General features: G+C 60.5%; 15 protein-coding genes and 1 tRNA gene. 7 read left to right on the top strand and 9 right to left on the bottom strand.

The features are described from left to right. Position 1: 1 nt before the first annotated feature. Both G5182_RS14345 and plsY read right to left on the bottom strand, forming a co-directional pair. Positions 2-77, bottom strand: a tRNA-Phe gene (locus G5182_RS14345). A gap of 47 nt (positions 78-124) precedes the next feature. Further along, positions 125-787, bottom strand: a complete 663-nt coding sequence (gene plsY, locus G5182_RS14340) for a glycerol-3-phosphate 1-O-acyltransferase PlsY (protein WP_201947226.1) — start codon at positions 785-787, stop codon at positions 125-127. A gap of 157 nt (positions 788-944) precedes the next feature. Here plsY and folB point away from each other — a divergent pair, with 157 nt between their 5' ends. The 3 genes from folB (at position 945) to G5182_RS14325 (ending at position 2,440) form a co-directional block, all read left to right on the top strand. Beyond that, a complete protein-coding gene (gene folB / locus G5182_RS14335; RefSeq protein WP_005355064.1) occupies positions 945-1,316 on the top strand; it encodes a dihydroneopterin aldolase in 372 nt (123 codons plus the stop codon). After that, positions 1,316-1,825 (top strand): 2-amino-4-hydroxy-6-hydroxymethyldihydropteridine diphosphokinase, encoded by a 510-nt coding sequence (gene folK, locus G5182_RS14330; RefSeq protein WP_421254457.1) that lies wholly within the window; start codon positions 1,316-1,318, stop codon positions 1,823-1,825. The genes folB and folK overlap by 1 nt, the downstream gene beginning before the upstream one ends. Positions 1,826-1,951: 126 nt before the next feature. Further along, on the top strand, positions 1,952-2,440 hold the full coding sequence (locus G5182_RS14325) for a YbaK/EbsC family protein (protein ID WP_005336108.1): 489 nt from the start codon (positions 1,952-1,954) through the stop codon (positions 2,438-2,440). On the opposite strand, the gene mdtD is transcribed toward G5182_RS14325, so the two are convergent. Further along, positions 2,412-3,827 carry a multidrug transporter subunit MdtD gene (gene mdtD / locus G5182_RS14320; protein ID WP_139740549.1) on the bottom strand — a complete coding sequence of 472 codons (1,416 nt, stop codon included), beginning with the start codon at positions 3,825-3,827 and terminating at the stop codon, positions 2,412-2,414. The genes G5182_RS14325 and mdtD overlap by 29 nt on opposite strands. A gap of 11 nt (positions 3,828-3,838) precedes the next feature. Continuing rightward, the gene (locus G5182_RS14315) at positions 3,839-4,447 is read right to left on the bottom strand and encodes a TetR/AcrR family transcriptional regulator (protein WP_005355070.1); all 609 of its coding nucleotides are present in this window, start codon (positions 4,445-4,447) and stop codon (positions 3,839-3,841) included. A 90-nt stretch (positions 4,448-4,537) separates the two neighbouring features. Here G5182_RS14315 and G5182_RS14310 point away from each other — a divergent pair, with 90 nt between their 5' ends. After that, positions 4,538-5,638 (top strand): efflux RND transporter periplasmic adaptor subunit, encoded by a 1,101-nt coding sequence (locus tag G5182_RS14310; protein ID WP_227341836.1) that lies wholly within the window; start codon positions 4,538-4,540, stop codon positions 5,636-5,638. Then, positions 5,635-8,742, top strand: coding sequence for an efflux RND transporter permease subunit (locus tag G5182_RS14305; RefSeq protein ID WP_421254456.1), 3,108 nt, complete (start codon positions 5,635-5,637; stop codon positions 8,740-8,742). Before G5182_RS14310 ends, G5182_RS14305 begins: the two co-directional genes overlap by 4 nt. On the opposite strand, the gene G5182_RS14300 is transcribed toward G5182_RS14305, so the two are convergent. The 3 genes from G5182_RS14300 to G5182_RS14290 all read right to left on the bottom strand — a co-directional run bounded on the left by G5182_RS14300 (position 8,727) and on the right by G5182_RS14290 (position 12,998). Further along, positions 8,727-9,854 (bottom strand): CobW family GTP-binding protein, encoded by a 1,128-nt coding sequence (locus G5182_RS14300; protein ID WP_227341834.1) that lies wholly within the window; start codon positions 9,852-9,854, stop codon positions 8,727-8,729. The two genes, G5182_RS14305 and G5182_RS14300, sit on opposite strands and share 16 nt — an antisense overlap. Positions 9,855-9,863: 9 nt before the next feature. Next, entirely contained in the window at positions 9,864-11,258 is a 1,395-nt protein-coding gene (locus G5182_RS14295; RefSeq protein WP_421254455.1) for a D-arabinono-1,4-lactone oxidase, read from the bottom strand. A gap of 156 nt (positions 11,259-11,414) precedes the next feature. Continuing rightward, the gene (locus G5182_RS14290) at positions 11,415-12,998 is read right to left on the bottom strand and encodes an EAL domain-containing protein (protein ID WP_421251068.1); all 1,584 of its coding nucleotides are present in this window, start codon (positions 12,996-12,998) and stop codon (positions 11,415-11,417) included. A gap of 509 nt (positions 12,999-13,507) precedes the next feature. Here G5182_RS14290 and G5182_RS14285 point away from each other — a divergent pair. Further along, positions 13,508-15,994 carry a GH92 family glycosyl hydrolase gene (locus tag G5182_RS14285; RefSeq protein ID WP_421254454.1) on the top strand — a complete coding sequence of 829 codons (2,487 nt, stop codon included), beginning with the start codon at positions 13,508-13,510 and terminating at the stop codon, positions 15,992-15,994. Between the two features lie 89 nt (positions 15,995-16,083). Here the strand turns inward: G5182_RS14285 and acnB are convergent, their stop codons facing one another. Then, positions 16,084-18,681, bottom strand: a complete 2,598-nt coding sequence (gene acnB / locus G5182_RS14280) for a bifunctional aconitate hydratase 2/2-methylisocitrate dehydratase (protein ID WP_421254453.1) — start codon at positions 18,679-18,681, stop codon at positions 16,084-16,086. A 229-nt stretch (positions 18,682-18,910) separates the two neighbouring features. Next, on the bottom strand, positions 18,911-21,172 hold the full coding sequence (locus tag G5182_RS14275) for a patatin-like phospholipase family protein (protein WP_421254458.1): 2,262 nt from the start codon (positions 21,170-21,172) through the stop codon (positions 18,911-18,913). Positions 21,173-21,406: 234 nt separating this feature from the next. Here G5182_RS14275 and G5182_RS14270 point away from each other — a divergent pair, with 234 nt between their 5' ends. Next, a complete protein-coding gene (locus G5182_RS14270; RefSeq protein ID WP_421254452.1) occupies positions 21,407-23,317 on the top strand; it encodes a methyl-accepting chemotaxis protein in 1,911 nt (636 codons plus the stop codon). Positions 23,318-23,445: the final 128 nt, after the last annotated feature.

Here is a 23,445-nt window from a genome sequence, read left to right as displayed (position 1 = left end):
TTGGTGCCCAGAGACGGAATCGAACCGCCGACACGGGGATTTTCAATCCCCTGCTCTACCGACTGAGCTATCTGGGCGTGGGCGCTATTAAACGGATTTTAAGGCAGATGGTCAACGGGAAATTTCACTTTTTGTCTCGTTCGTCTCTTTTTTGCGCAACATCGTCCATTTCTGCCACTTCTTCGGTACAGGCCGCGCCTTTTCGCCCCCAGACTCTGGGTTCCTCCCCCTTGAGCAGGCGGGAGATGTTCTCGTGATGGCGGATCAGGATAAGGCAGGAGAGCAGCGAGACTGGCAGGGTGTATTCGGGTTTGAGCAGGTAGGTAAAGAGCGGCGTCAGCAGCACGGTAATGATGGAGGCCAGCGAGGAGTAGCCGCTCACCAGCAACACCAGCAGCCAGGTGCCAATCACGGCGCCCCCCATGGTAAAGCCGATGGGCATCATGGTCCCCAGTGCCGTGGCGACTCCTTTGCCACCACGAAAATGAAAGAAGATGGGGTACATATGGCCGAGGCAGGCGGCGACCCCGATAAAGCCGAGATAGACGGGTTTGATCTGCAGATACCAGGCGAGATAGACGGGCACAGTACCCTTGAGCACATCGAGCAGCAGCACCACCAGCGCCGCCATCCGGCCACCGAGGCGCAGCACATTGGTTGCCCCCGGATTGTGGGAGCCATGATCCCGCGGGTCGGGCAGACCGGTGCAGCGGGAGACCAGCACAGCACTGGATAGTGAACCACCCAGGTAGGCCAGAATAATCATCAAAATCGTCAGGGCCGTCATCTTGGTCGTTTTTACCACGATATGAATGGGGTATGATGCGGGCCACATACGCTGGCATGGGCCCATGCCCACCCAGAGCGCCTCGGCAAGCCTGTTGCCCGGCCAGCATCCCTGCGCTGTCATCACAGCCCATCAAGAGTAAAGAAGAAGTACAGTCATGGACAAGGTGTTTATTCGCGGACTCGAAGTTTTGACCACCATAGGTGTATATGAGTGGGAGAAGGGCATTCGCCAAAAGCTCCGTTTTGACCTCGAGATGGGGTTCGACAACCGCCCCGCGGCAGCAACCGACGACATCAATCTGGCACTGGATTATGCCGACCTCTCCAACAAGATTTGCGAGCATGTCAGCGGCAAGGTGGTCGAGCTGGTCGAGACCATGGCCGAGCAGGTTGCCATGCTGGTGCTCGCCGACGAGCGGGTACAGTGGGTCAAGGTGACCCTCACCAAGCCGGGCGCCGTGCCCAATGCCGCCGGGGTCGGCGTCGAGATCCTGCGCCATCGCACGCCGGCCGCGAGCAGCAACTGATGACCACCATCTATATCAGCCTGGGCTCCAACATCGAGCGGGATCGCCATATCCGTGCCGGACTCGATGCCCTGCACGCCGAATTTGGCCAGCTGCGGGTCTCCCGGGTATTCGAGAGCGAAGCGGTCGGCTTCAACGGCCGCCCCTTCTACAACCTGGTGGCAGCTGCCGAGACCGATCTGCCGCTGGCCACCGTCTGCCAGCGACTGCGGGCCATAGAGTTCGCCCACGGCCGCGAGCCGGATGCCAAGAAGTTCGCCCCGCGCACCCTGGATCTCGATTTGCTGCTCTATGGCGATCTGGTCTGCGACACCCCGCTGGTGCTGCCGCGTGGTGAAGTGCTCACCAACGCCTTCGTGCTCTGGCCGCTGGCCGAGCTGGCCCCCAAACTGCGCCACCCCGTCGATGGCCGCACCATGGGCGAGCTGTGGCAAGCCTATGACAAGGCCTCCCAGCAGCTGTGCCCCATTCCCTTTCACTGGGAAGCGTGCGAATTGCAGCATCACTGATCCGCAAGGGCGCCTCACGGCGCCCTTGTTGTTTTCACGGACAGGGTTGCTTATTACGGATAAGAAAGTGTCATTGGGCCTGACCCTGCGAGGCTGGCAGGATAGCGCCCACTACAGGAGAACCCCATGCCACTCGATACCATTCACCACTTTAACTGCCAGTTGCTGGCAGAACTGCCCCACCAGCGCTATGAGCATGAACCCATCCTCGACTACGCCACCGATGAAAAGGTCAAGGCCCGCCTCGGCTGGCAGGCGGAGTTCAGCAAGACCCTGTTTCTCAAGTTCAAGGATGGCCGCTTCGCCCTGCTGCTGACCCACAGGGACGGACGGCTCGACAACAAGGCGGTCAAGGCCGCACTCGGTGCCAAGCCCTCCATCTGCACCGCCGAAGAGATGCAGGCGGAGATCGGCTGCCTGCCGGGGGCGGTCTGCCCCTTCCTGCCCCGTGCCGATATTCCGCTACTGGTGGATCCGCAACTGCTCAACCACACCGCCTTCACCTGGACTCCGGGCCACCCGGAGCAGACCTTTCTGCTGGCGACCGAGCATCTGGCCGAAGTGCTGGCGCAGCTCCCCTGCGAGGTCAGCTATCTGCCCGCCCCGACGGCGTAGCCCCATCGCGCGCCAGCTGGGCGAAGATCAGCGCCGCCAGCATGGAGAGCAACCCGACACAGAGGTAGGTAAGGTGGAACCCGGCCAGCCACTGACCCTCGGCCACTAAAGTGCCCGCTGAGGTACCCGCCGAGAAGAGCCCGAGCAGGCTGGCGGCAATCGCCACCCCCAAACTCATGGAGAGCTGCATCACCACCGAGAGCAGGCCGTTGCCACTGCTGGCCAGGGTCGGGCTGAGATCTTGCAGCGTGAGAGTGTTCATGGCAGAGAACTGCAGCGAGTTGATGGCGCCGAAGATCGCCAGCCAGCCCAGCAAGACCCCGTAAGGGAGCTGGTTGTCGATAAAGTAGAAGCTGGCGATCATCGCCCCCAGCAACAGGGTGTTGCCGATCAAGATGCGGCGATAGCCCACCTTCGGAATCAGCTTGTTCACCAGCGTCTTGGTCAGCATGGCGCCAATCACGGTGGGGATCATGGTCATCCCCGCCTTGCTTGGCGAGAAACCGAGCCCCAGCTGCAGAAACAGCGGGGTGAGGAACGGCATGGCGCCGCTGCCGAGGCGGGCAAACAGGTTGCCCCAGATGCCGATGGCAAAGGTGGCGGTCTTAAAGAGGCTCAGGCTAAAGAGCGGCTGCGGTGCATTGGCGGCATAGAGCCAGTAGCTCGCCATCGCCGCCAAGCCGAAGATCAGTGCAAACAGCGCCCAACCGGTGGAGATGCTGTGCTCCCCCAACCCCTGCAAGCCGACCGACACCAGCACCATGCCGACGCTGAACATCACAAAGCCCTGCCAGTCGAACCGGGCGGTCTGCTGCCGCAGCTCCGGCATAAAGTGCCAGCTGGCGATAAAGCCGAGCAGCCCCACCGGCAGGTTGATGAGAAACACCCAGTGCCAGCTCGCCACTTCCACCAGCCAGCCACCGAGCGCCGGCCCCATCAACGGGCCGAGCAGCCCCGGGATGGTGACAAACGACATCACCCGCAGCAGCTCATGCTTGTCATAGACCCGCAGCACCGCCAACCGTCCCACCGGCATCAGCAGCGCACCGCCAATCCCCTGAAGCACCCGGGCGGCCACCAGCATGGAGAGCGAATTGGAGGCGGCGCAGGCGAGCGAGCCGAGGGTAAAGAGCGAGATGGCAGCCAGATAGATGCGGCGGGTGCCGAATCTGTCTGCCAGCCAGCCGGAAGCCGGGATCAGCAACGCCACCGTCAACATGTAGGCAATGATCACCGACTGCATCTGCAGCGGGCTCTCTCCCAAGGTCTCGGCCATGCTGGGCAGGGCGGTGTTGAGAATGGTGCCATCCAGCGCCTGCATAAAGAAACCGACCGCAGCCAGCAGGGGCAGCCACTTGCGCTGGGCATCTGTCACTGTGTGGCTCATTGCCACCTCCATTATTTTTGCGGGGGAGCGGCGGCGGTCAGGAAGAGATCGACACAACTCAGGGTCCAGGCATCCTGCTCGGCAGCGCTCTGGGTCAACGGCAGACCCAGCTCACGGAGCATGCGCTCCTTGCCCTGCCACATCAGCAACAGCTGCAAGGCGGCCTGTTCGCTGTCTTGATGGCACAGCAGGCCTTGCTGCTTTTGCTGCTCCAGCCAGTTGGACAGCATCTCGGTCACATAGAGCGGGCCCGCCTCGAAAAAAAGGGTGGCCAGCTGGGCATCGTTGCAGCTGATGCAGGTGCGAAAGATATTGATGGCATCATCGCTCAGGATCAACTTGCGAAAGCTGCGACCAAAGGCAATCAGACTCTCCCGCACATTGTTGCCACGCAGCAACACCTCCGGCATCAGCTCGCTGCTGACGCACTTGCTGCCCACCGCTTCGGCAAACAGCGACTCCTTGTTGGCAAAATGGCTGTAGACCGTCTGCTTGGAGACGCCCGCTTCACTGGCCACCATGTCCATGCTGACCAGATGCAGACCGTGTTGACAGAAGAGCCGCCCGGCAGCATCGAGGATCGCAGCCCGCTTCTGCTGACTACGGGGTGAAATGTTCATTTTTCCTCCACAATCAAACTGGACAGTCTAGTTTCGAAAAACTAGACTCACCGGTGTGATTTGATGTTATGTCAACCAGAGGATGATGTCATGACACTTTGCTTAATCCTGCTGGCGCTGTTACTGAGTGGCTGCAGCCCGGTCACAGAGTCAGAAGAAACACCCGCCCTGACCCGGGTGATCACCCAGCCGCTGCAAGCCAGCGATCACTACCCGGTGCTGCACCGCTTCAATGGCAGGGTGATCGCCCCCGAGCACAGCCAGATAGGCTTCGAGCTGGCAGGGCGGATCGCCACCCTGCACAAGGGACGCGGAGAGCCGGTAGCGGCCGGTGAACTGCTCGCCACACTGGACACCCGGCTGCTGGCAGTGGAAGCCAAAGAGCTGGCCGCCCGGGCCGCCCAGAACGAGGCCGAGCTGACCCTTGCCCGGCAGACGCTCGATCGACTCACCGCCCTGCGCCAGCAGCAGTTCAGCTCCCGTCAGGCGCTGGATGAACAGCAAGGCAAAGTCCGCATGCTGGAGGCAAGCGCCAACCAGCTGGCCGCCGCCCTCGAAGCCAACCGGGTCAAACAGGAAAAATCACAGCTGCGCGCCCCCTTCAACGGGATTGTGGTCAGCCGCGAGCAGGCATTGGGGGCCGTGGTGGCCGCAGGCCAGCCTCTCTTCTCCCTGACCCGCAGCGGCCAGTGGGAGGCCGATATCGGCGTGCCGGTGAAACAGGCCGAGTCCCTGATCGTCGGCCAACACTACCCCCTGCAAAGCGGTGCGCAATCACTGGAGGGGCGCCTGCTTAATCTGGGAGTACAAGTGGACGGGCAGACTCACACCCGCACCGCCCGCTTCCAGCTGACCCGGGGCGGCGAACAACTGGCAGAAGGGCAACTGATCACCCTGTTGCATCAGACCCGCGAGCCTACCCGCGCCTACGAAGTACCGCTCACCGCGCTGACCCAGGGATTGCGCGGCAGCTGGACCCTCTATCTTCTCAACGATGAAACACCACCCCGGGTGGTCAGTCGGGACGTCACCCTGCTGCAGCAAGATGGTGAGCGGGCCTGGATCAGTGGTGCCCTGAACGGACAAGAACAGCTGGTGACTGATGGCCTGCATAAACTGGTGCTGGGCCAGCAGGTCACCCTGACAACCAGCGTGGATCATCAGGCAGGCCATCCGGAGCCACAGTCATGATCCGCCCGTTTATCGAGAATGGCCGCCTGCTGCTGTTGACGGTCGCGCTGCTGCTGACGGCCGCCCTTGCGGCATTGCAGATCCTGCCCAGAACCGAAGATCCCCAGCTCACCAGCCGCTTTGCCAGCGTGGTTACCCACTTCCCCGGGGCCAGCGCCGAGCGGGTGGAGGCGCTGGTGAGCGAGCCCATCGAGAACCGGCTGCGGGCCCAGAGCGAGATCAAGCTGATCGAGTCGAGCTCTCGCCCCGGTCTCTCCATCATCAATCTGGAGCTCAAGGATGAGGTCAGCGATGTCGAACCCGTCTGGTCCAGAGTCCGTGATCGGCTGGCAGATCTTGCCGCCGGACTGCCAGCCGGCGCCAGTGCCCCCAAGCTGGATGACGAGAAGGGCTACCCCTTCACCCGGCTGGTCAATGTGGTCTGGCGCGGGCCGGGCCAGCCGCAGCTGGATCGCCTCGCCCGCTACAGCGCCGAGCTGGAACGCCGGGCTCGCCAGCTGCCGGGCACCGAATACGTCGAGCGGGTCGGGGCACCACAGGAGGAGATCGAGGTGCGGTTCGATCCCCTCGCCCTCAGTGCCAGCGGCATGAGTGGCGAACAGCTTGCCCTGGCGCTGAGCGGTGCCGATGCCAAAGTGGCCGCCGGGGAGTTGCAAGGCAGCCACAATCGCTTTCAGGTGGAGATCCGCGGCGCCCTCGATACCCTGGAGCGGATCCGCCAGATCCCGCTGCGAACCGGCGAGCAGGGCCAGACCCTGCGCCTTGGCGATCTGGCTGAGGTAAGACGTACCCTGCACCAGCCGGAGAGCCAGCTGGCCTTTGCCAATGGTGAACGGGCCGTGGTGGTCGGCCTGCGGATGGCACAGGATCACCGCATCGACCTCTGGTCGGCACGGGTCGATACCATGCTGGCCCAGCTGCAACAGGACTTGCCGGATAATATCGGCCTCGTCACCAGCTTCGATCAGCAGCGTTATACCGATCAGCGGCTCGACACCCTACTCATCAACATTGTGCAGGGTTTTCTCATCATAGTGGCCGTGCTGCTGGTGACCTTGGGGGTCAAGGCCGCCATTATCGTGGCCCTGTCGCTGCCGCTTACCGTGGCGTTCTCATTCGCCTGCATGAACCTGATCAATCTGCCCATTCACCAGATGTCGGTCACCGGTCTGGTGGTGGCGCTCGGGATCATGGTGGACAACGCCATCGTCATGGCGGATCGGGTGCAGTATCAGCGCCGCCACGGCATGGCCATGAGTGCCGCCGCACTGGAAGCCATCGGCCACCTCTGGCTGCCACTGCTGGGTTCCACCCTCACCACCATGCTCGCCTTTATGCCGATCATTCTGATGCCGGGCCCGGCGGGCGAGTTTGTCGGCGGCATCGCCTGGGCGGTGATCTGTTCGCTGCTGGGATCCTACCTCATCGCCCATACCCTGGTGGCTGGCCTCGCAGCCCGCTGGATTGGCAGTGACCAGGGGGGACGCTGGTATCAGGATGGCTTGCACCTGCCCCGGGTGAGCGCCCGTTTCCAGCAGAGCATCGCCATGGCGCTGGCTCACCCCTGGCAAACCCTGCTGCTGGTCAGTCTGCTGCCCCTGCTCGGTTTCTGGGTGGCGGGCCGCCTCACCGAACAGTTCTTTCCCCCTGCCGACCGGGACATGATCCACATCGAGGCCAGCCTCTCCCCACAGGCGAGCCTGGCGCGCACTCGCGAGCTGGCACTGGGGATCTCCGCCGAGCTGGCCAGCCTCCCCGAGTTGGTTCGTCAGGACTGGGTGGTGGGCGACAACGCCCCCAGCTTCTACTACAACCTGGTGCCCAGAAAACAGGGTCGGGCCGATTACGCCCAGGGGATGATCACTCTGCAGGATGCCGATGCTGCCGAGCGGCTCATTCCACAACTGCAGCAGCGGCTCGATGCAAAATTTCCCGAAGCGCAGATCCTGGTGCGCAAGCTGGAACAGGGGCCGCCTTTCAATGCCCCCGTCGAGCTGCGGCTGTTTGGCCCCGACCTTGAACAACTACACCGTCTGGGAGAGGAGCTGCGCAGTCTGCTCGCCAATACCCCGGCCGTGGTGCAGACTCGCGCCACCTTGCAGGCCGGGGCCCCCAAACTCTGGTTGCAGGTCGATGAGGAGGCCGCCCGACTGGCAGGCATGAGCCTGACCGATGTTGCCTCCCGGCTGGCGGGCGCACTGGATGGCAGGTTGGGCGGCACTGTGCTGGAAGGCACCGAGTCAATCCCGGTTCGGGTGCGACTGGCCGAACCCTTGCGTCAGGATCCGGATGCGCTGCTCAATGTGCCGCTGTCGCTCACCGGCACCGGCCAGCAAGGGGCTGCCAGTCTCACCTTGCGGGCACTGGCCACTCCCGAGCTGCTGCCAAGCTGGGGGGAGATCAGCCGTCGGGATGGTGAGCGGGTCAATGTGCTGGAGGCCTATCTGGCGGTCGGCGTACTGCCGCAAACCGTGCTGGAGCAGGTCAAAGAGAGGCTGGCCGCCAAGGCGCTGGCGTTGCCGCCGGGCTATCGACTGGAGTTTGGCGGGGAAGCCGCCAAGCGGGATGAATCGGTGGGCAATCTGATGGCCCATGTCAGCCTGGTCGCCGTGCTGCTGGTGGCCGTGCTGGTGCTCAGCTTCAACTCGTTCCGGCTGGCAGGCATCGTCACCCTGGTGGCGATCCAGTCGGCGGGGCTCGGGCTGCTGTGGGTCTGGCTGCTGGGCTACCCCTTCGGGTTTACGGTGATCATCGCCCTGCTGGGACTGATGGGGCTGGCCATCAACGCAGCCATCGTCATTCTGGCCGAGCTGAAGGCTGACCCGCTGGCACAACAGGGCAATTTGCCGCAGATCCGCGATCTGGTGGCCGGTTGCAGCCGCCACATCGTCTCGACCACTATCACCACGGTGGGCGGCTTCATCCCGCTATTGCTGGGGGGCGGCGGCTTCTGGCCCCCCTTTGCCATCGCCATCGCCGGTGGCACAGCGCTGGCGACCCTGCTCTCGTTCTACTTTGTACCGGTGGCGTTTGTGTTGTTCAACCGCCGCCGTCCTGACCCGGTGCAGGAGAGCTGCAACGCGCAAGATCAGTTGTCGGGCTGACCCAGCATGGCTTTGAGACGCTCTTCCAGGGTGGGCTCGGGGGCCTTGAGGGTCGCCATAAAGAGCTGCTCGATACCGGCCTTGTCCTGACTTTTCACGATAAACACCAGTCGGGACTGGGCCTTGCCCTCCGGCCAGTCACCCAATGCCTGCAGCGGATAGAGCTGGCCGTGGACGCCGTGGATCACCACCGGCTGGCTCTCCCCTTCCAGCTGCAAGATCCCCTTGAGGCGCAGCAGGGCATCGCCGTATTGGGCCTGCACCGCATCGATGGCAGCCAGCAGACGAGAGGGCTTGAGCGGCTCACCGATGCGCAGGGAGAAACTCTCGATGTTGCCGTGCTCGAAGTGGGTGGGCGCAGCTGTGCCCACCTTGGCGGCGAACGGCTGCATCTTCGGCTGCATCGGTGACGCCAGCCCCAGCTTGGGGGATTCGGTGCGCAGCCAGGCCAGCAGCTGGCGCACATCGCGCCCCGCCGCTTCGTTGTAGGCACCGAGCTTCTCCAGCACCGCTGGAGACAGTTCGCCATTGGTCACCTGCTGGATCGGGGCCGCCGGATTGAGTGTCGCCAGCTGGGCTTCGACCCGAGCCAGCTGCTCGCCATCCACCAGATCGCCTTTGCTCACCACCAGCAGATCCGCCAGCGCCACCTGTTTTACCGCCTCATACTGGGCCGCCAACTGCTGCTCGATATGACCGGCGTCCACCACGGTGACAGTGCCATCGAAGCGGTAGCGCTGGGCGATAAAGCCCTCTTCGCGCAGGGTAAAGAGCACGGGGGCAGGATCTGCCAGACCGGTGGTCTCGATAATCAGCCGCTTGAACGGTTTGATCTTGCGCTGGATGGCCTTCATAAAGAGCCCCTGTAACGCCTCCACCAAAGAGCCCTGCACCGAGCAGCAGATGCAGCCGGAGTCGAGCAGCATTACCTGCTCATCCACCTGCTGCACCAGATGGTGATCCAGCCCCACCGAGCCGAACTCGTTGATCAGCACGGCGCACTCGCCAAGCTCCGGCTGCTTGACCCAGTGGTTGAGCAGAGTTGTCTTGCCGCTGCCGAGAAAGCCGGTCAGCAGGGTCACAGGGATACGGGTATCTTGCATATCGGTCATGTCAGATCCTTACCGGTTGGCAAACAGGTCGCTGAGCCAGCGGTTTTCAAAGCGGCCGTGGGGGTCGAGCTCGGCTTTCAACGCCACGAAGTCGTTCCAGCGCGGCAGCAGGGCCGGGAAGTCATACAGATCCATCGCCAGATGCTTGCCAAAATGGGGAATGCCGCCGAGCGGCGCCAGCAGTTGCTGCAGCTCGCGCATCTGCTCCATGGAGCCGTTGACGAAGGTGCCGTCCGCCGCCAGATAGACCAGAAAACCGATCCAGCAGACCGACTGGCCATAAGCGGCACTGAGCCAGGCCTCGGAAGGGCCGGTGCAACGCAGGATAAAGGGGTAGTGCAGCACGCCCGGGTTGGCCTGCTGCCACGCTTGCAGGGTCTCCAGCGCCTCGTTCATGCGATGCAGCGGCACCGCCACCTCGCAGTTGATCTGGGGGGCCGGGATCCCCTTGCAGAGGATCTGATAGACGTTGCCCACCAGATCGGAGGCATCCTTGAAGCGGCGCACCGTCTCGAAGTGCTCACCGGCCAGTGCCTCATCCTTGGTATCTTTCGCCATCTTCTGCAAAGTGGCATCTATGGTGGCGTTCATGCGGGCGTCGATATCGCCATCCAGCAGCAGCGGCTCGCTACCCGCGGCCCGGTAGCGGGCAACCTCCTCATCGGAGGCGGGATCCACCAGCCAGATGTGGCTCTCGCCGGTCCAGGCAAACCACCAGCTCTTCACGAAGCCGTGCTCGCGGTTGAGCCGCTCGTTGTGCTCCAGGAGGAAGGGGTAATCGGTGGTGAACTTGGTGCAACGCATGATGCGGTTGGGCACGGTACGCAGGGTGACGTCTAGCAGGATGCCGAGCATCCCCATCCCCATCACGAAGGCGCCGAAGCGCGGGTCGGAGCGATCCACCCGGATGATGTCGCCATTGGCCAGCATCACCGTCATCGCCTCCACCGCATCGCACAGGGCTGACTGGTGCAGCCCCTGACCGTGGGTGCCGGTGCTGAGGGCGCCGCCCAGGGTTTGGATGCCGATGACGCCGGGGGATGCGGGCAGCATCCGCTCCATGGCGATCAGCTCGGCATAGACGGTATCGAGCGGCGTCCCCGCCTGATAGGTCACGGTATCGGCGGTTTTAGCCAGCTGGCCGCGCAGGTGGTGCAAGTCCACCAGCAGTGCCTGACTGCCCTCGGCGTAGACGCTATGAATGGGCTCAAAAGAGAGGCCGGAGCCGATAAGGCGCAGCTTGCGCTCGGGGTGCTCCCGCAGCAGCGCTTGCAGCTCATCGCGGGTTTTCGGGCGCCACACCTGATCCAGCGCCCCGAGGGGATTGGTTCTCGACCAGTTGAACAGCACCTCCCGATTACCAATCGCCTTGATGCTGTGAAATGCCTGGAACTGAACCGTCATACCGCGCCTCATCTGACTTCAAAATGAGCGCCGATTCTACCGAAAAGTGAGCCACAAGGCATGAAAAACAAGCCCCTGCACTCGAGGGGGGATAGGGGGAGAGCACTTCCCTACCCTGCCAGAAAGGAGCTTGGCCGCCCGTCTGTCACCGATAAATCAGGTGGCGTTCGGGATGCCTCGCCCATCTGGCTGGCGGGTTTGTGCCTCTTCCGGTAGCAGCTCCTCGCAGAACTGGCGCAACGGCATGGGGCGAGCAAACAGGTAACCCTGCAGATAATCGACCCCTTTCGCCCTGAGGTAGTCAGCCTGACGCTCACTCTCCACCCCTTCCGCCACCAGCGCCAGACCGAGCCGGGTCGCCAGATCGATCACGTTGTCCACGATATGTTCCGAAAGGGACTCGGTGCCGATACGGGCGATAAAGGATTTGTCGATCTTGAGGTAATCCACATGGAACTGCTGCAGGTAAGCCAGGCTGGAGTGGCCGGTACCAAAGTCGTCGATGGCGAGTTTTACCCCCATCTCGTCCAGCTGGCGGAACAGGGAGAGGGTCTGGGGATCGGACATCAGCAGCTCCCGTTCAGTCAGCTCCAGCACCAGTACCACCTTGCCGGGGAGGAAATGCCCGAGGAAGGCGCGACACTCGGCCAGCAGGGCAAAATCATGGCAATGAGCGGCGCTGATGTTGAAGCTGATATGAAACCCATCGGGCAACTGCTCCTGAGAGCGGTTCAACCGTGTCGCCACCTGTTTCATGATATGGGTGGTCATGGGAACGATCAGTCCCGACTCCTCCGCTTGCGGGATAAAGAGATCGGGCCGGATCACCCCTTCATTGACATGCTCCCAGCGCATCAGTACCTCGGCGCCCATCATCTTGCCGTCGTGGCTGGCAATCAGCGGCTGCAGATAGGGAACAAACTCCCTGGCCCGCAGGGCGCGTCGCAACTCATCTGTTGGCGAGCCGGGACGCCCCAGCACCCACCACACCAGCCAGGCCAGCAAAAGCGAGGAAACCGCCAGCCACGACAGCGCCACATGCCGCGCGGCCCACAGCGACGCCCAGTAGACCGGCATGGCATAACCGGCATGGATGGTGAAAGGATAATGGGATGAGGTGAGGGCCAGGCTAATCCCGCGCTGGAGGGTGGGCGCCTCGCTCAGATAGCGGCCCGACTCATTGAGCCAGGCCGACCCAACCTGAAGATAGAGCGCACTGGATTTTCCGCTCATGGAGAGCATGAAGCTGAGCTGGGTACTGTCGATGGCACTCAAGGCGGCATCCTTGCCCTGCTCGGTGCGCACCACCAGCAGCGGGTGATTTTGCCGCACCCGGTTGCCACTCATCAGCAGTAGCTTGCGGCCGGTGTAGATGGAGCCGTCATCGGCATCATTGGCTTCACCAAACAGCGAGGTGCAATTGATGATGCCGTTTCGCACCAGATTGACCGAACGCAGGAAGGGCTCGATGGCGACCTTCTTGCGCAGTACCAGCAGGTTGTCGCGACAGGGAGCATTCACCAGAGGCAGCACAGAGCGATTGGCCTGCTCCGCATGATCCAGCATCGACTCCATCAGGGTTCTGGCCTTGTGGGCCGAGGCGCTGGATTCCGCTTTCAGCTCCTGCACATAATTGCTGTGGATGAGCGAACCTCCCACCAGCAGCGGCAGGGTAAAGACCAGCAAGGCACCGCCGAAGCGTAACCCGGTTCGGGAGAGATCGATCCTGAACAGAAACATAAAGAACCACGCCGCAATTCGTCGGGCCAGCCCGCACAAGCCAAAGAGAAAAGAACTCATCTCACACCGATAGCGGAGCACTGTTTCGCGACCGGTCATAACCAGACAACATAACGCAAAGCGTTTATAAAACGAACTGTAAGGTTCATTGAAAGGATGATGTCTGCCGCAAAAGACCCCGAACGGATCACATTCATCTAAAACACAGCCTGCTCCGGCTCGCCCTTCTCCCAGTAGCCTCTCTGAAGAGGCTAACGACAGACCTGTGCGGTTAACTCTGCCTGTTAAAAATAATGTCGAAAGAACCCGTCCTGAGGTGCAGGTGATCAAATTCACACAACTGGATGACCGTCATAATAATCCAGTAAATGCCACAAAATTAATCTACTCGCTCAATCGACACCCTATTAACATCAATTTACTAAAATAAGAATCTACAAATAATTATGTTGACCATCTATTACGTTCAGCTGCAAACGTAAAAATTCTATCAGTCACCGAAGCCATCTTTGCCAAATATTGGCGAAGAAAGATATTGCTCGTTCATAAATGACACAACCTTGCCAAGGAGCCCAATCATGAAACATAAACCAACCCCATTAGTGATAGCGCTCACCATAGCACTATCCGGCTGTAACAGTGATTCGACCACCAGTTCTGATAACTCTCGTCCGACACCTGATAAATCGTTAATCCAGTATATAAACCCATTAATCGGCACCGGTGCTGATGGCCACACCTTCCCTGGAGCCGTCTACCCGGGTGGACTGGTGCAGCTCTCCCCTGATACAGAGATGGAGGGTTGGGGCTCGGCAGCTGGCTATTTTGACCATGGCAAGCTATCTGATATTCCAGTTTATGGCTTCTCTCACACCCATTTGTCAGGCACTGGTATTACTGATCTCGGTGATATTCTCATTTTGCCGTTTACCGATAAAAACAACACTACTTACAACACCTTTGATAAAGCCAATGAGCAAGCAGAGGCGGGCCACTATTCTGTCATTCTTAACAACGGAAAAATCAAGGCTGAGTTAACAACGTCAGCCCGGGTTGGATATCACAAATATACCTTCCCCAAAGGCAGCACGCCCTCAATTAAACTCGACCTTGATCACACACTGAATAAGAGCTGGGGCAATCGCACCACTGTTGGCGATATTGAATTTGTCGATGAATACACCATTCGCGGCAAGCGCAGTTCGGATGGCTGGGCCAACAACCAGCACATCTATTTCTACGCAAAATTCAGCCAGCCAGTGGTCAAGGCCAGCGTCGTTGTCGATGACGTAACAACCGAAGCGACCTTGAAACAGGATGCATTCAGGGGAACTAAAACCATCGCCTATCTGACTTTCAGTCCCAGTGAACAACAGCTCGAACTGAAGGTCGGGATCTCCCCCACCGGAGTTGAAGGGGCGCAGAAAAATCTGGAAACCGAGGTGCCGGATTGGGGTTTCGAGGATCAGGTAGCCAGCAACCAGCAGGCCTGGCATGGCGAGCTGGAAAAAGTAAAAGTAAGCGGAGGCACTCAGGCCCAAAAAGAGATTTTCTATACCGCCATGTACCACTCCCAGATTGCCCCGATGATATTCCAGGATGTGGATGGCAAGTATCGTGCAATGCGCACTCAGGAGATCAAGGATGCCGGAGCCATCCCCAACTACTCCGTCTACTCCATGTGGGACACCTTCCGGGCACAGCACCCGCTGCAAACCATCATCAACCCTCGTAAAGCCGAGGAGTATGTTAACGACTTGATCCGCAAGTACAAGGATGGTGGCATTCTGCCCAAGTGGGAGTTGCACGGTCACTACACAGGCACCATGATTGGCTTTCCAGCCATCTCCATCATTGCGGATGCCATGGTCAAGGGGATGAATGTCGATGCCCAAGAGGCTCTGGACGCCGCCGAATTTACCGCCCGCTATCACAAGAAAGAGGAGCTCCCGGACTGGACCGAAGACCAGAACATAGGTGCGGCCAGCATTGCCCAGCTCGAGGTATACGAGCAGAACGGCTATGTACACTGGGGATACTGGAACTCCACCTCCTATACCCTGGAGTTTGCTTACGGCGATTGGGCTCTCTCGGAAATCGCCCGAATGGCGGGCAACAACAAGGTTCAGCAGGAATTTCTCAACCGCTCGAACAACTACCTGAACCATTGGGATGCCACAACCGGCTTCTTCCGCCCCAAAAACCACCCAGACAGCTGGAACCCGCACCGCCCGGCCAGCCAGTTCAATCAACCCGTTGATGAGAACTCTCCTGACTGCAAGCTGGAGACGGTCAACAAACCCGATGGCACCAGCGTCGAGATGCGCGTCTGCCCGCTACTGCCATTTGATCCCTACTATGTGGACGAGTTTGCCTACACCGAGGGCAATAGCTGGCAATGGAAATTCCAGCCGCTGCATGCTTTCCAGTGGCTCAAACAGGAAGTGGGCGGAGAGAAAGGGCTGCGCGAGGATCTGGATGAACTGTTCAACGCCCGCTCATCCAATAGCGGTGAAGCGCTGCCTGACCTGACCGGTTATATCGGCCAGTACATGCATGGTAATGAACCGTCGCACCATATCCCCTACCTCTACAACATGACCGATGAACCGTGGAAAACGCAGGAGTATCTGGATCGGGTCATGAACGAGTTTTACACCACCAAGCCAACCGGTCTGATTGGTAATGAGGATGTCGGCCAGATGTCGGCCTGGTACATCATGTCGGCCATGGGATTCTATCAGGTTACCCCTGCATCTCCGCACTACAGCATCGGCCGCCCACTGTTCGATGAGGTGACGATTGCAATGAAAGACGGGACCTTCAGGATCACCGCCGACAATAACAGCCCTCACAACAAGTACGTAAAGTCTGTCACCATCAACGGCAAGCCGCTATCGGGGGATCTCACCTTCGAGCACAGCGAGATCAGGGCCGGAGGGGAGTTGCACTTTGTCATGACAGGCGACAAGAGAGAGGCAATGACCCGACTCTAACCGTCCGCATAAATGAAAAATGCCGCGTAGCTACGCGGCATTTTTATTGGCTGACACAGAGCCCCTGCAGGGCCCTGTCATCCATTCACTCAGACAGCTTGCTGCAGGATCACCGCATCGGCCTTCTTGGTGTAGGAGGCGATCTCGTTGAAGTTGAGATAGCGGTAGGTGTCAGCCGCAGTGGCATCGAGCGCCTTGGCGTATTGCAGGTACTCTGCCACGGTCGGGATCTTGCCGAGAATGGCGGCAACAGCGGCCAGCTCCGCAGAGGCCAGATAGACGTTGGCACCTTTACCCAGACGGTTCGGGAAGTTACGGGTGGAAGTGGAGACCACCGAGGCCCCTTCCGCTACCCGCGCCTGGTTACCCATGCAGAGGGAACAGCCCGGGATCTCGATGCGGGCACCGACGCGACCAAAGATGCCGTAGTAGCCCTCTTCAGTCAGCTGATCCTTGTCCATCTTGGTGGGCGGTGCGATCCACATGCGGGTCGGCAGCTCGCCCTGATACTTCTCGAGCAGTTTGCCGGCGGCGCGGAAGTGACCGATGTTGGTCATGCAGGAACCGATGAACACCTCGTCGATCTTGTCGCCAGCCACGTCGCTCAGCAGACGGGCATCGTCCGGATCGTTCGGCGCACACAGGATCGGCTCCTTGATGGTGGCCAGATCGATCTCGATGATCTCGGCATACTCGGCATCCTTGTCCGCTTCCATCAGGGTCGGGTTGGCCAGCCACTCTTCCATCCCCTTGATGCGACGGGTGATGGTGCGCACGTCGCCGTAACCTTCGGAGAGCATCCATTTCAGCATCACGATGTTGGACTTCAGGTACTCGATGATCGGCTCTTTATCCAGCTTGATGGTGCAACCGGCAGCGGAACGCTCGGCGCTGGCATCTGCCAGCTCGAACGCTTGCTCTACTTTCAGGGTCGGCAGACCTTCGATCTCGAGGATGCGGCCGGAGAAGATGTTCTTCTTGCCCGCTTTCTCGACGGTCAGCAGCCCTTTCTGGATGGCGGCATAGGGGATGGCATGAACCAGATCACGCAAGGTGATGCCCGGTTGCAGCTCGCCCTTGAAGCGCACCAGCACGGATTCCGGCATGTCCAGCGGCATCACGCCGGTGGCGGCGGCGAAGGCCACCAGACCGGAGCCCGCCGGGAAGGAGATCCCGATGGGGAAACGGGTGTGGGAGTCACCACCGGTACCCACGGTATCCGGCAGCAGCATGCGGTTCAGCCAGGAGTGGATGACGCCGTCACCCGGACGCAAGCTCACGCCGCCGCGGTTCATGATGAAGTCCGGCAGAGTGTGGTGAGTCTGTACGTCGATGGGCTTCGGATAGGCCGCGGTGTGACAGAAGGACTGCATGGTCAGATCGGCGGAGAAGCCGAGGCAGGCCAGATCTTTGAGCTCGTCGCGGGTCATCGGGCCCGTGGTGTCCTGGGAGCCGACGGTGGTCATCTTGGGCTCGCAGTAGGTGCCCGGGCGAATGCCCTTCACGCCGCACGCCTTGCCCACCATCTTCTGGGCCAGGGTGAAGCCTTTACCTGTATCGGCCACCGGCTGCGGGCGACGGAATACGGTGGAGAACGGCAGACCCAGTGCCTCGCGGGCCTTGTCAGTCAGACCGCGACCGATGATCAGCGGGATACGGCCACCGGCACGCACTTCGTCGATCAGTACATCGGTTTTCAATTCAAACTGTGCCAGCACCTGTTCGGTGCCGTGTTTGCAGATCTTGCCGGCATAGGGGTAGATGTCGATTACATCGCCCATTTCCAGCTTGGAGACGTCCACTTCGATAGGCAGAGCGCCGGCATCTTCCATGGTGTTGAAGAAGATCGGGGCAATCTTGCCACCCAGACAGACACCGCCAGCGCGCTTGTTCGGCACGAACGGAATGTCGTCGCCCATAAACCAGAGCACCGAGTTGGTGGCGGATTTACGGGAAGAACCGGTACCGACCACGTCACCCACATAGGCAAGCGGGAAGCCTTTCTCTTTCAGGGCATCGATGGTCTTGATGGGGCCGACGGCGCCATCCTTGTCCGGAGTAATGCCGGGACGGGCGTTTTTCAGCATCGCCAGGGCGTGCAGCGGAATGTCCGGGCGGGACCAGGCGTCCGGTGCCGGCGAGAGGTCGTCGGTGTTGGTTTCACCGGTCACCTTGAACACGGTGACGGTGATCTTCTCGGCCAGCTCCGGGCGGGAGAGGAACCACTCGGCATCAGCCCAGGACTGCATCACCTGTTTGGCGTGGACATTGCCCGCCTTGGCCTTCTCTTCCACGTCGTGGAAGGAGTCAAACATCAGCAGGGTGTGGGAGAGCCCCTTGGCGGCAAGCGGCGCCAGAGTGGCGTGATCCAGCAGGTCGATCAGCGGTTGAATATTGTAACCACCCTGCATGGTGCCCAGCAGCTCGACAGCTTCGGCGGCAGTCAGGATGGGAGAGTGGGCTTCGCCCTTGGCGACGGCGGTGAGGAAACCGGCTTTGACATAGGCCGCTTCATCAACACCGGGGGGAATACGGGAAGACAACAGCTCTTTCAGAAAGTCTTCTTCGCCAGCGGGCGGGTTCTTGAGAAGCGTTACCAGGGCGACGACCTGCTCTGCATCCAGAGGTTTGGCAACCACGCCCTCGGCGGCACGTTCTGCGACGTGTTTACGGTATGTTTCAAGCACGACTAATTCCTCTTTGGTCTTTTTTTGGGGTTCGCCCACGCTCGCGGCGATCGTCCTTGCGGGACACCCCGTAGGGTGCTCCCCACTATATAAGTTTTAACGACTAATTAAAATCCAAACCCTGTTTACTTATTCACCACAAAGTCGTAACCAATTAAACAGACTGGTATTTTTTGAAAATTAATTGAACGCCCTCAACCATAGTTAACAAATTGGCATCATTTCGGCATTATTCGAACGTACTGCCCAATTGCAGATAGAAGACGTCATTGCCCCCCTCCGCCATGCCGTAGCCGAGGAACACGGGGCCAAGGAAGCTCTCCACCCCGACATAAAGCGAACCGGCGGTAAACGAGCTCTCCAGACTGATATCCTCCCCCTTGTTCCAGACCCCGCCCTGCTCCAGAGATCCACCCAGATAGAGCGGCATCTTGAGGGCACCGAAGTCGTTGTCCGCCACCCGATAGATGTAGCGCAGGCCACCAAACAGGCTGTAGCGACCGCTCAGCTGGTAGCGCTGGAAACCGGAGAGGCGGAACAGTCCGCCCAGATCCTGAATATGCAGCGGCACCACCTCTTCACTGCCCGAGCCACCCCCTTCGAGGATCAGGTTGAGGCTGTGCCTGTCCCATGACCAGGGCTTGATCATGGAGAGTTGATAATTCCAGCCTTCACTGCGCCCATCTGCTGACTCGAGTCCATCCACACTGACATGGGAGTGGCCCAGTTTCATGTCCCATTTCATCCCCTGATAGGGGAAATAGAGGCTATCCAGATTGTCGTGTTCAAAGCGGACATAGGGGCCCCACGCCGTGGCATCCATCTCCAGCCCCTTGAAGTTCTTCACATCAATCGTGCCCAGTTGTCCCTCCAGTCCCATCGACAACCGGCTCCAGGGCTGGCGGTTCCAGCCCACCGCCAGATCGCCGCTGAAGAAGGAGTATTCGGAGTCGAGATAGCTTATCGAAACCGTCTCGGGATCCGGATTGGGGAAAAACAGGCGGCGCAGGGTCTGGTCATAGGCCAGACTCGCCTCACCATAGAAGGTCTGGGAGGGTTCCAGCGGGGTATAGAAGTCGGTCTTGATATGTTTGGCTGTGCCCAGCGACGCCTCGGTCAGCCACTCCGCTCCCCACTCGTTGACGTTGGTGAGGGTATAGGACATGCCGACGTTGTAGTTGGAGGTGTTCTCGAAGTCATCGGTGAAACCGAACTGGAAGTTGAGGTAGCCCGGCCCCCAGTTCTTCTCGCTGGCATCCACCAACAGCACATTCTCCCCGTCACGCTCCTCCACCTCGTAGGTGATGCGATCGAAGGACTCAAGGGCATAGAGGCGGCGAATGCCAGCCTCCAGACTCTCGTTGGTCTGGATCTTGTCCGGCCGAACCTTCAGCATGGCGTGCACCGTCTCGTCGGAGAGGCGCGACTTGTTGATGATCTCCACCTTGTCGATGAAGTAGGCGGGCTGACCGCTACGCTCGGCACGGCGGCTCAGCTTCTGGTTGCGATAGGCGTTGTACTGCGCCTTGGTGAGCGACAGCTTATCGAGTTGCAGCGACACCTTGTCAGCCGCCGTCTCACCGATCTTGATCCCCTCCGGCATCCGGGCAAAGTCGGCGATCCCCATATCGCCAAACTCGGGAGCGATCAGAATATCCTTCGGTCCCATCAGCGCCTTCTGCTTGTCGGTGCCCACCTGGGTCATGTAGGTGGTGAGCTGGTCGATCATCGCCAACCCTGATTTGAGGGACTCCCGGGTACGCAGCTTGGCACCGATATCCACCGCGATCACCACGTCGGCCCCCATCGCCTTGGCGACATCCACCGGCATGTTGTTGACGCTGCCGCCGTCCGCCAAGATGTGCCCCTCCCACTCCACCGGCTTGAGGGCGCCGGGAATGGACATGGAGGCCTGCATCGCCTTGGCCAGGCTGCCGTGATCCAGCACAAAGGGGGTGACCGTCTCCATGTCGGTCGCCATGGCGCGGTAGGGAATGGGGAGATCGTCGAAGCTCGCCTGCACCGGCAGGTTGGAGGTGGCCCCCCGCAGCAGGCTGGCCATGGATTGGCCCTGGAAGAAACCGTCCGGCAGCTGGGTGGTGTCGCCATTCACCCCTATGTCGGTGCGCAGTTGATACTGCTCGTTCTGTTGCTTCTTGCGCAGCGACAGCTCGTCGCGGCCCACCTTGTCCTGATACCCCTTGTTCCAGTCGATGGCCAAAGTGGTGCGCTCCACTTCCTCGGCACTGAGCCCCATGGCATACATCCCCGCCACATAAGAGCCCATGCTGGTACCGACTATGATGTCGACCGGAATCCGTTTCTGCTCCAGCACCTTGAGGATGCCGATATGGGCAGAACCCTTGGCACCGCCGCCGCTGAGCACCACCGCAATTTTCGGGCGATCCCCCTGTGCCGCCACAGCCAGCAGCGGGCAGGCCGCCAGCATCACCAAAAGCAGACGGGTCCATCCCGCACCTAAACTGCGCATCATATTTTCCATATTATTCAGAGGGTCAGTCACCAAGGATGGCCTCTACTATAAGGGGCCCGGCAGTTAGCGCAACCGTCAATCCGCATCCCGCCTGTGCTGCATGGCGAAGGGGCTTGTCGCCGCCCCTGTGAGCGCAAACGTAATCCGCAAATAAAGGGCTGCAAGCCTCATGGGTAGCGCCGCGCTGCCGCTAATATGAGCGTCGTCAATCTCAACCTTTTGAGCACCTTTATGCTGGCAACCCTCACTCTTAAACAGAAAATACTGGCCACGGTCACCCTGGCCGTGGTCGTCTCCTGCCTGCTGGTAGGCTACTTCAGTCAACGCTCGGCCCAGCAACTGATCGAAAACCGGATGTTCGAGCAGGAGCTCCCCAACCTGACCCAGCGGATCAGCAAGGAGATTGAACAGGATCTCCACGGCATCGCCCAGGCCGCACGCCAACTGGCCACCGACCGCTTCATCCTCGACTGGGTGGATCGGGGCATGCCCAAAGAGCAGGAGCCGATCCTCATTAACCAGCTCAAGGATGTGGCCAACCAGTATGGTCTGGTGACCGCCTCCTTCGCCGATCGCCAGAGTGCCGCCTACTACAACCAGGATGGCTTTCTGCGCAACCTGACCCCCACGCAAGACGCCTGGTTCTATGACTACACCAAGAGCCAGAAGGAGATGACCCTCAGCATCTTCCGCGAGAGCAACGGCGAGGTGAAGCTGTTCGTCAACTTCCAGCAACTCAACGGGCGCGGGCTGGCAGGCTTTGCCAAATCCCTCGATACCATGGTGACCATGGTCTCCAACTTCCGGCTGGAAGAGAGCGGCATCGTCTTTATGGTCGATGGCAGCGGCAAGGTGAAGCTGCACCCCGAGGCCAACCGCATCGAGCGTGACACGCTTGGCAACATTGCCAGTGGTGATACCGGCAGCCTGCTGGCCAAACGCCCCTTTGCCGTCATCAACGCCGAGGTGAGCGGCGAGCCCATGGTACTGGCCAGCAGCTATATCCCGCTGCTCGACTGGTATCTGGTGGCCCAGGTGCCAGAAGCCGAGATCTATGCCGAACTGGATCAGACCCGCAACGAGATCCTGATGATCTCGCTGGTGATTGCGCTGGCCATGGGGCTGATGGGGATGTTGCTGGCAGGCTCGGTCAGCCGCCCGCTCAACGAGTTGGCCCGCCTGTTCAAGGAGCTGGGCAGCGGCGATGGGGACCTCACCCAGCGCCTCAAGGTGGAAGGACGTGACGAGCTGAGCCAGGTTGCCACCGGCTTCAACAACTTCGTCGCCAAGATCCACGGCTCCATCGAGCAGGTAGCAGAGAACTCCCGCCAGCTCGCGGCCACCGCCAACGAGGTGGCCAACAAGGCGCAGCTGACCCAGCACAACTGTACTGCCCAGCGTGACCGTACCGTACAGGTGGCTACCGCCATCCACGAGATGGGTGCCACGGTGAGCGAGATCGCCGGTAACGCCTCTCTGGCAGCCGAAGTAGCCAGACAGGCCAACAATCAGGCCGATGCAGGGGCGGTAGTGGTGGCGCAGGCGCGCCACGGCATCGTCGACCTCTCCGGCGAGATTGAGCTGGTGGCAGGGGTTATCGAGTCGCTGGCGAGCCAGACCGACTCCATCGGCAGCATCCTCGAAACCATCCGCAGCATCTCGGAGCAGACCAACCTGCTGGCACTGAACGCCGCCATCGAGGCCGCTCGCGCCGGTGAACAGGGTCGCGGTTTCGCCGTGGTGGCAGATGAGGTGCGCAATCTGGCTAACCGCTCCGCCGCCTCGACTGCCGAGATCCAGGGGATGATCAACCGCTTGCAGGAGCAGAGTGCCCGCGCCGTCAGCGCCATGGCACAGGGGCGCGACCAGAGTCTGGAGGTGGTGAGCCAGGCCGATGAGGCCAACGCCGCCCTCGGACAGATCACCGCCCACATCACCCAGATCAACGACATGAATATCCAGGTCGCCACCGCCACCGAGGAGCAGTCCAGTGTGGTCGGCGAGATCAACCGCAACGTGGAAGATATCAACCAGCTCACCATGGAGACCGCAGATATCGCCCACCAGCTGACCGAGTCCAGCCGCAGCCTGCAGCAGCTCTCCGGTCAGCTGGACAAGCTGGTTGGCAACTTCCGGCTGTAGTCTGCATCCCACTTATGAAGACTCACCAGAGGGCGCTGCGGCACCCTCTGTCATAGCCACGGCAAACGGTGACGCACGGCCATTCAACCGCCGTTATGCGGCTCTCGAAATGCCTCATAATCAGGGAA

Source organism: Aeromonas sp. 600948 (assembly GCF_049174875.1).
Taxonomy (GTDB): Bacteria; Pseudomonadota; Gammaproteobacteria; order Enterobacterales; family Aeromonadaceae; genus Aeromonas; species Aeromonas veronii_A.
The sequence above is the reverse complement of the archived record's forward strand: the minus strand, read 5'-3'. Positions and strand labels throughout refer to the sequence as shown.

Coding starts and splice junctions, on each gene's coding strand:
- plsY (WP_201947226.1), bottom strand. CDS start 787: ATGACGGCCCTGACGATTTTGATGATTATTCTGGCCTACCTGGGTGGT.
- folB (WP_005355064.1), top strand. CDS start 945: ATGGACAAGGTGTTTATTCGCGGACTCGAAGTTTTGACCACCATAGGT.
- G5182_RS14270 (WP_421254452.1), top strand. CDS start 21,407: ATGCTGGCAACCCTCACTCTTAAACAGAAAATACTGGCCACGGTCACC.
- G5182_RS14305 (WP_421254456.1), top strand. CDS start 5,635: ATGATCCGCCCGTTTATCGAGAATGGCCGCCTGCTGCTGTTGACGGTC.
- G5182_RS14290 (WP_421251068.1), bottom strand. CDS start 12,998: ATGTTTCTGTTCAGGATCGATCTCTCCCGAACCGGGTTACGCTTCGGC.
- mdtD (WP_139740549.1), bottom strand. CDS start 3,827: ATGAGCCACACAGTGACAGATGCCCAGCGCAAGTGGCTGCCCCTGCTG.
- G5182_RS14315 (WP_005355070.1), bottom strand. CDS start 4,447: ATGAACATTTCACCCCGTAGTCAGCAGAAGCGGGCTGCGATCCTCGAT.
- folK (WP_421254457.1), top strand. CDS start 1,316: ATGACCACCATCTATATCAGCCTGGGCTCCAACATCGAGCGGGATCGC.
- G5182_RS14310 (WP_227341836.1), top strand. CDS start 4,538: ATGACACTTTGCTTAATCCTGCTGGCGCTGTTACTGAGTGGCTGCAGC.
- G5182_RS14295 (WP_421254455.1), bottom strand. CDS start 11,258: ATGACGGTTCAGTTCCAGGCATTTCACAGCATCAAGGCGATTGGTAAT.
- G5182_RS14300 (WP_227341834.1), bottom strand. CDS start 9,854: ATGACCGATATGCAAGATACCCGTATCCCTGTGACCCTGCTGACCGGC.
- G5182_RS14275 (WP_421254458.1), bottom strand. CDS start 21,172: ATGCGCAGTTTAGGTGCGGGATGGACCCGTCTGCTTTTGGTGATGCTG.
- G5182_RS14325 (WP_005336108.1), top strand. CDS start 1,952: ATGCCACTCGATACCATTCACCACTTTAACTGCCAGTTGCTGGCAGAA.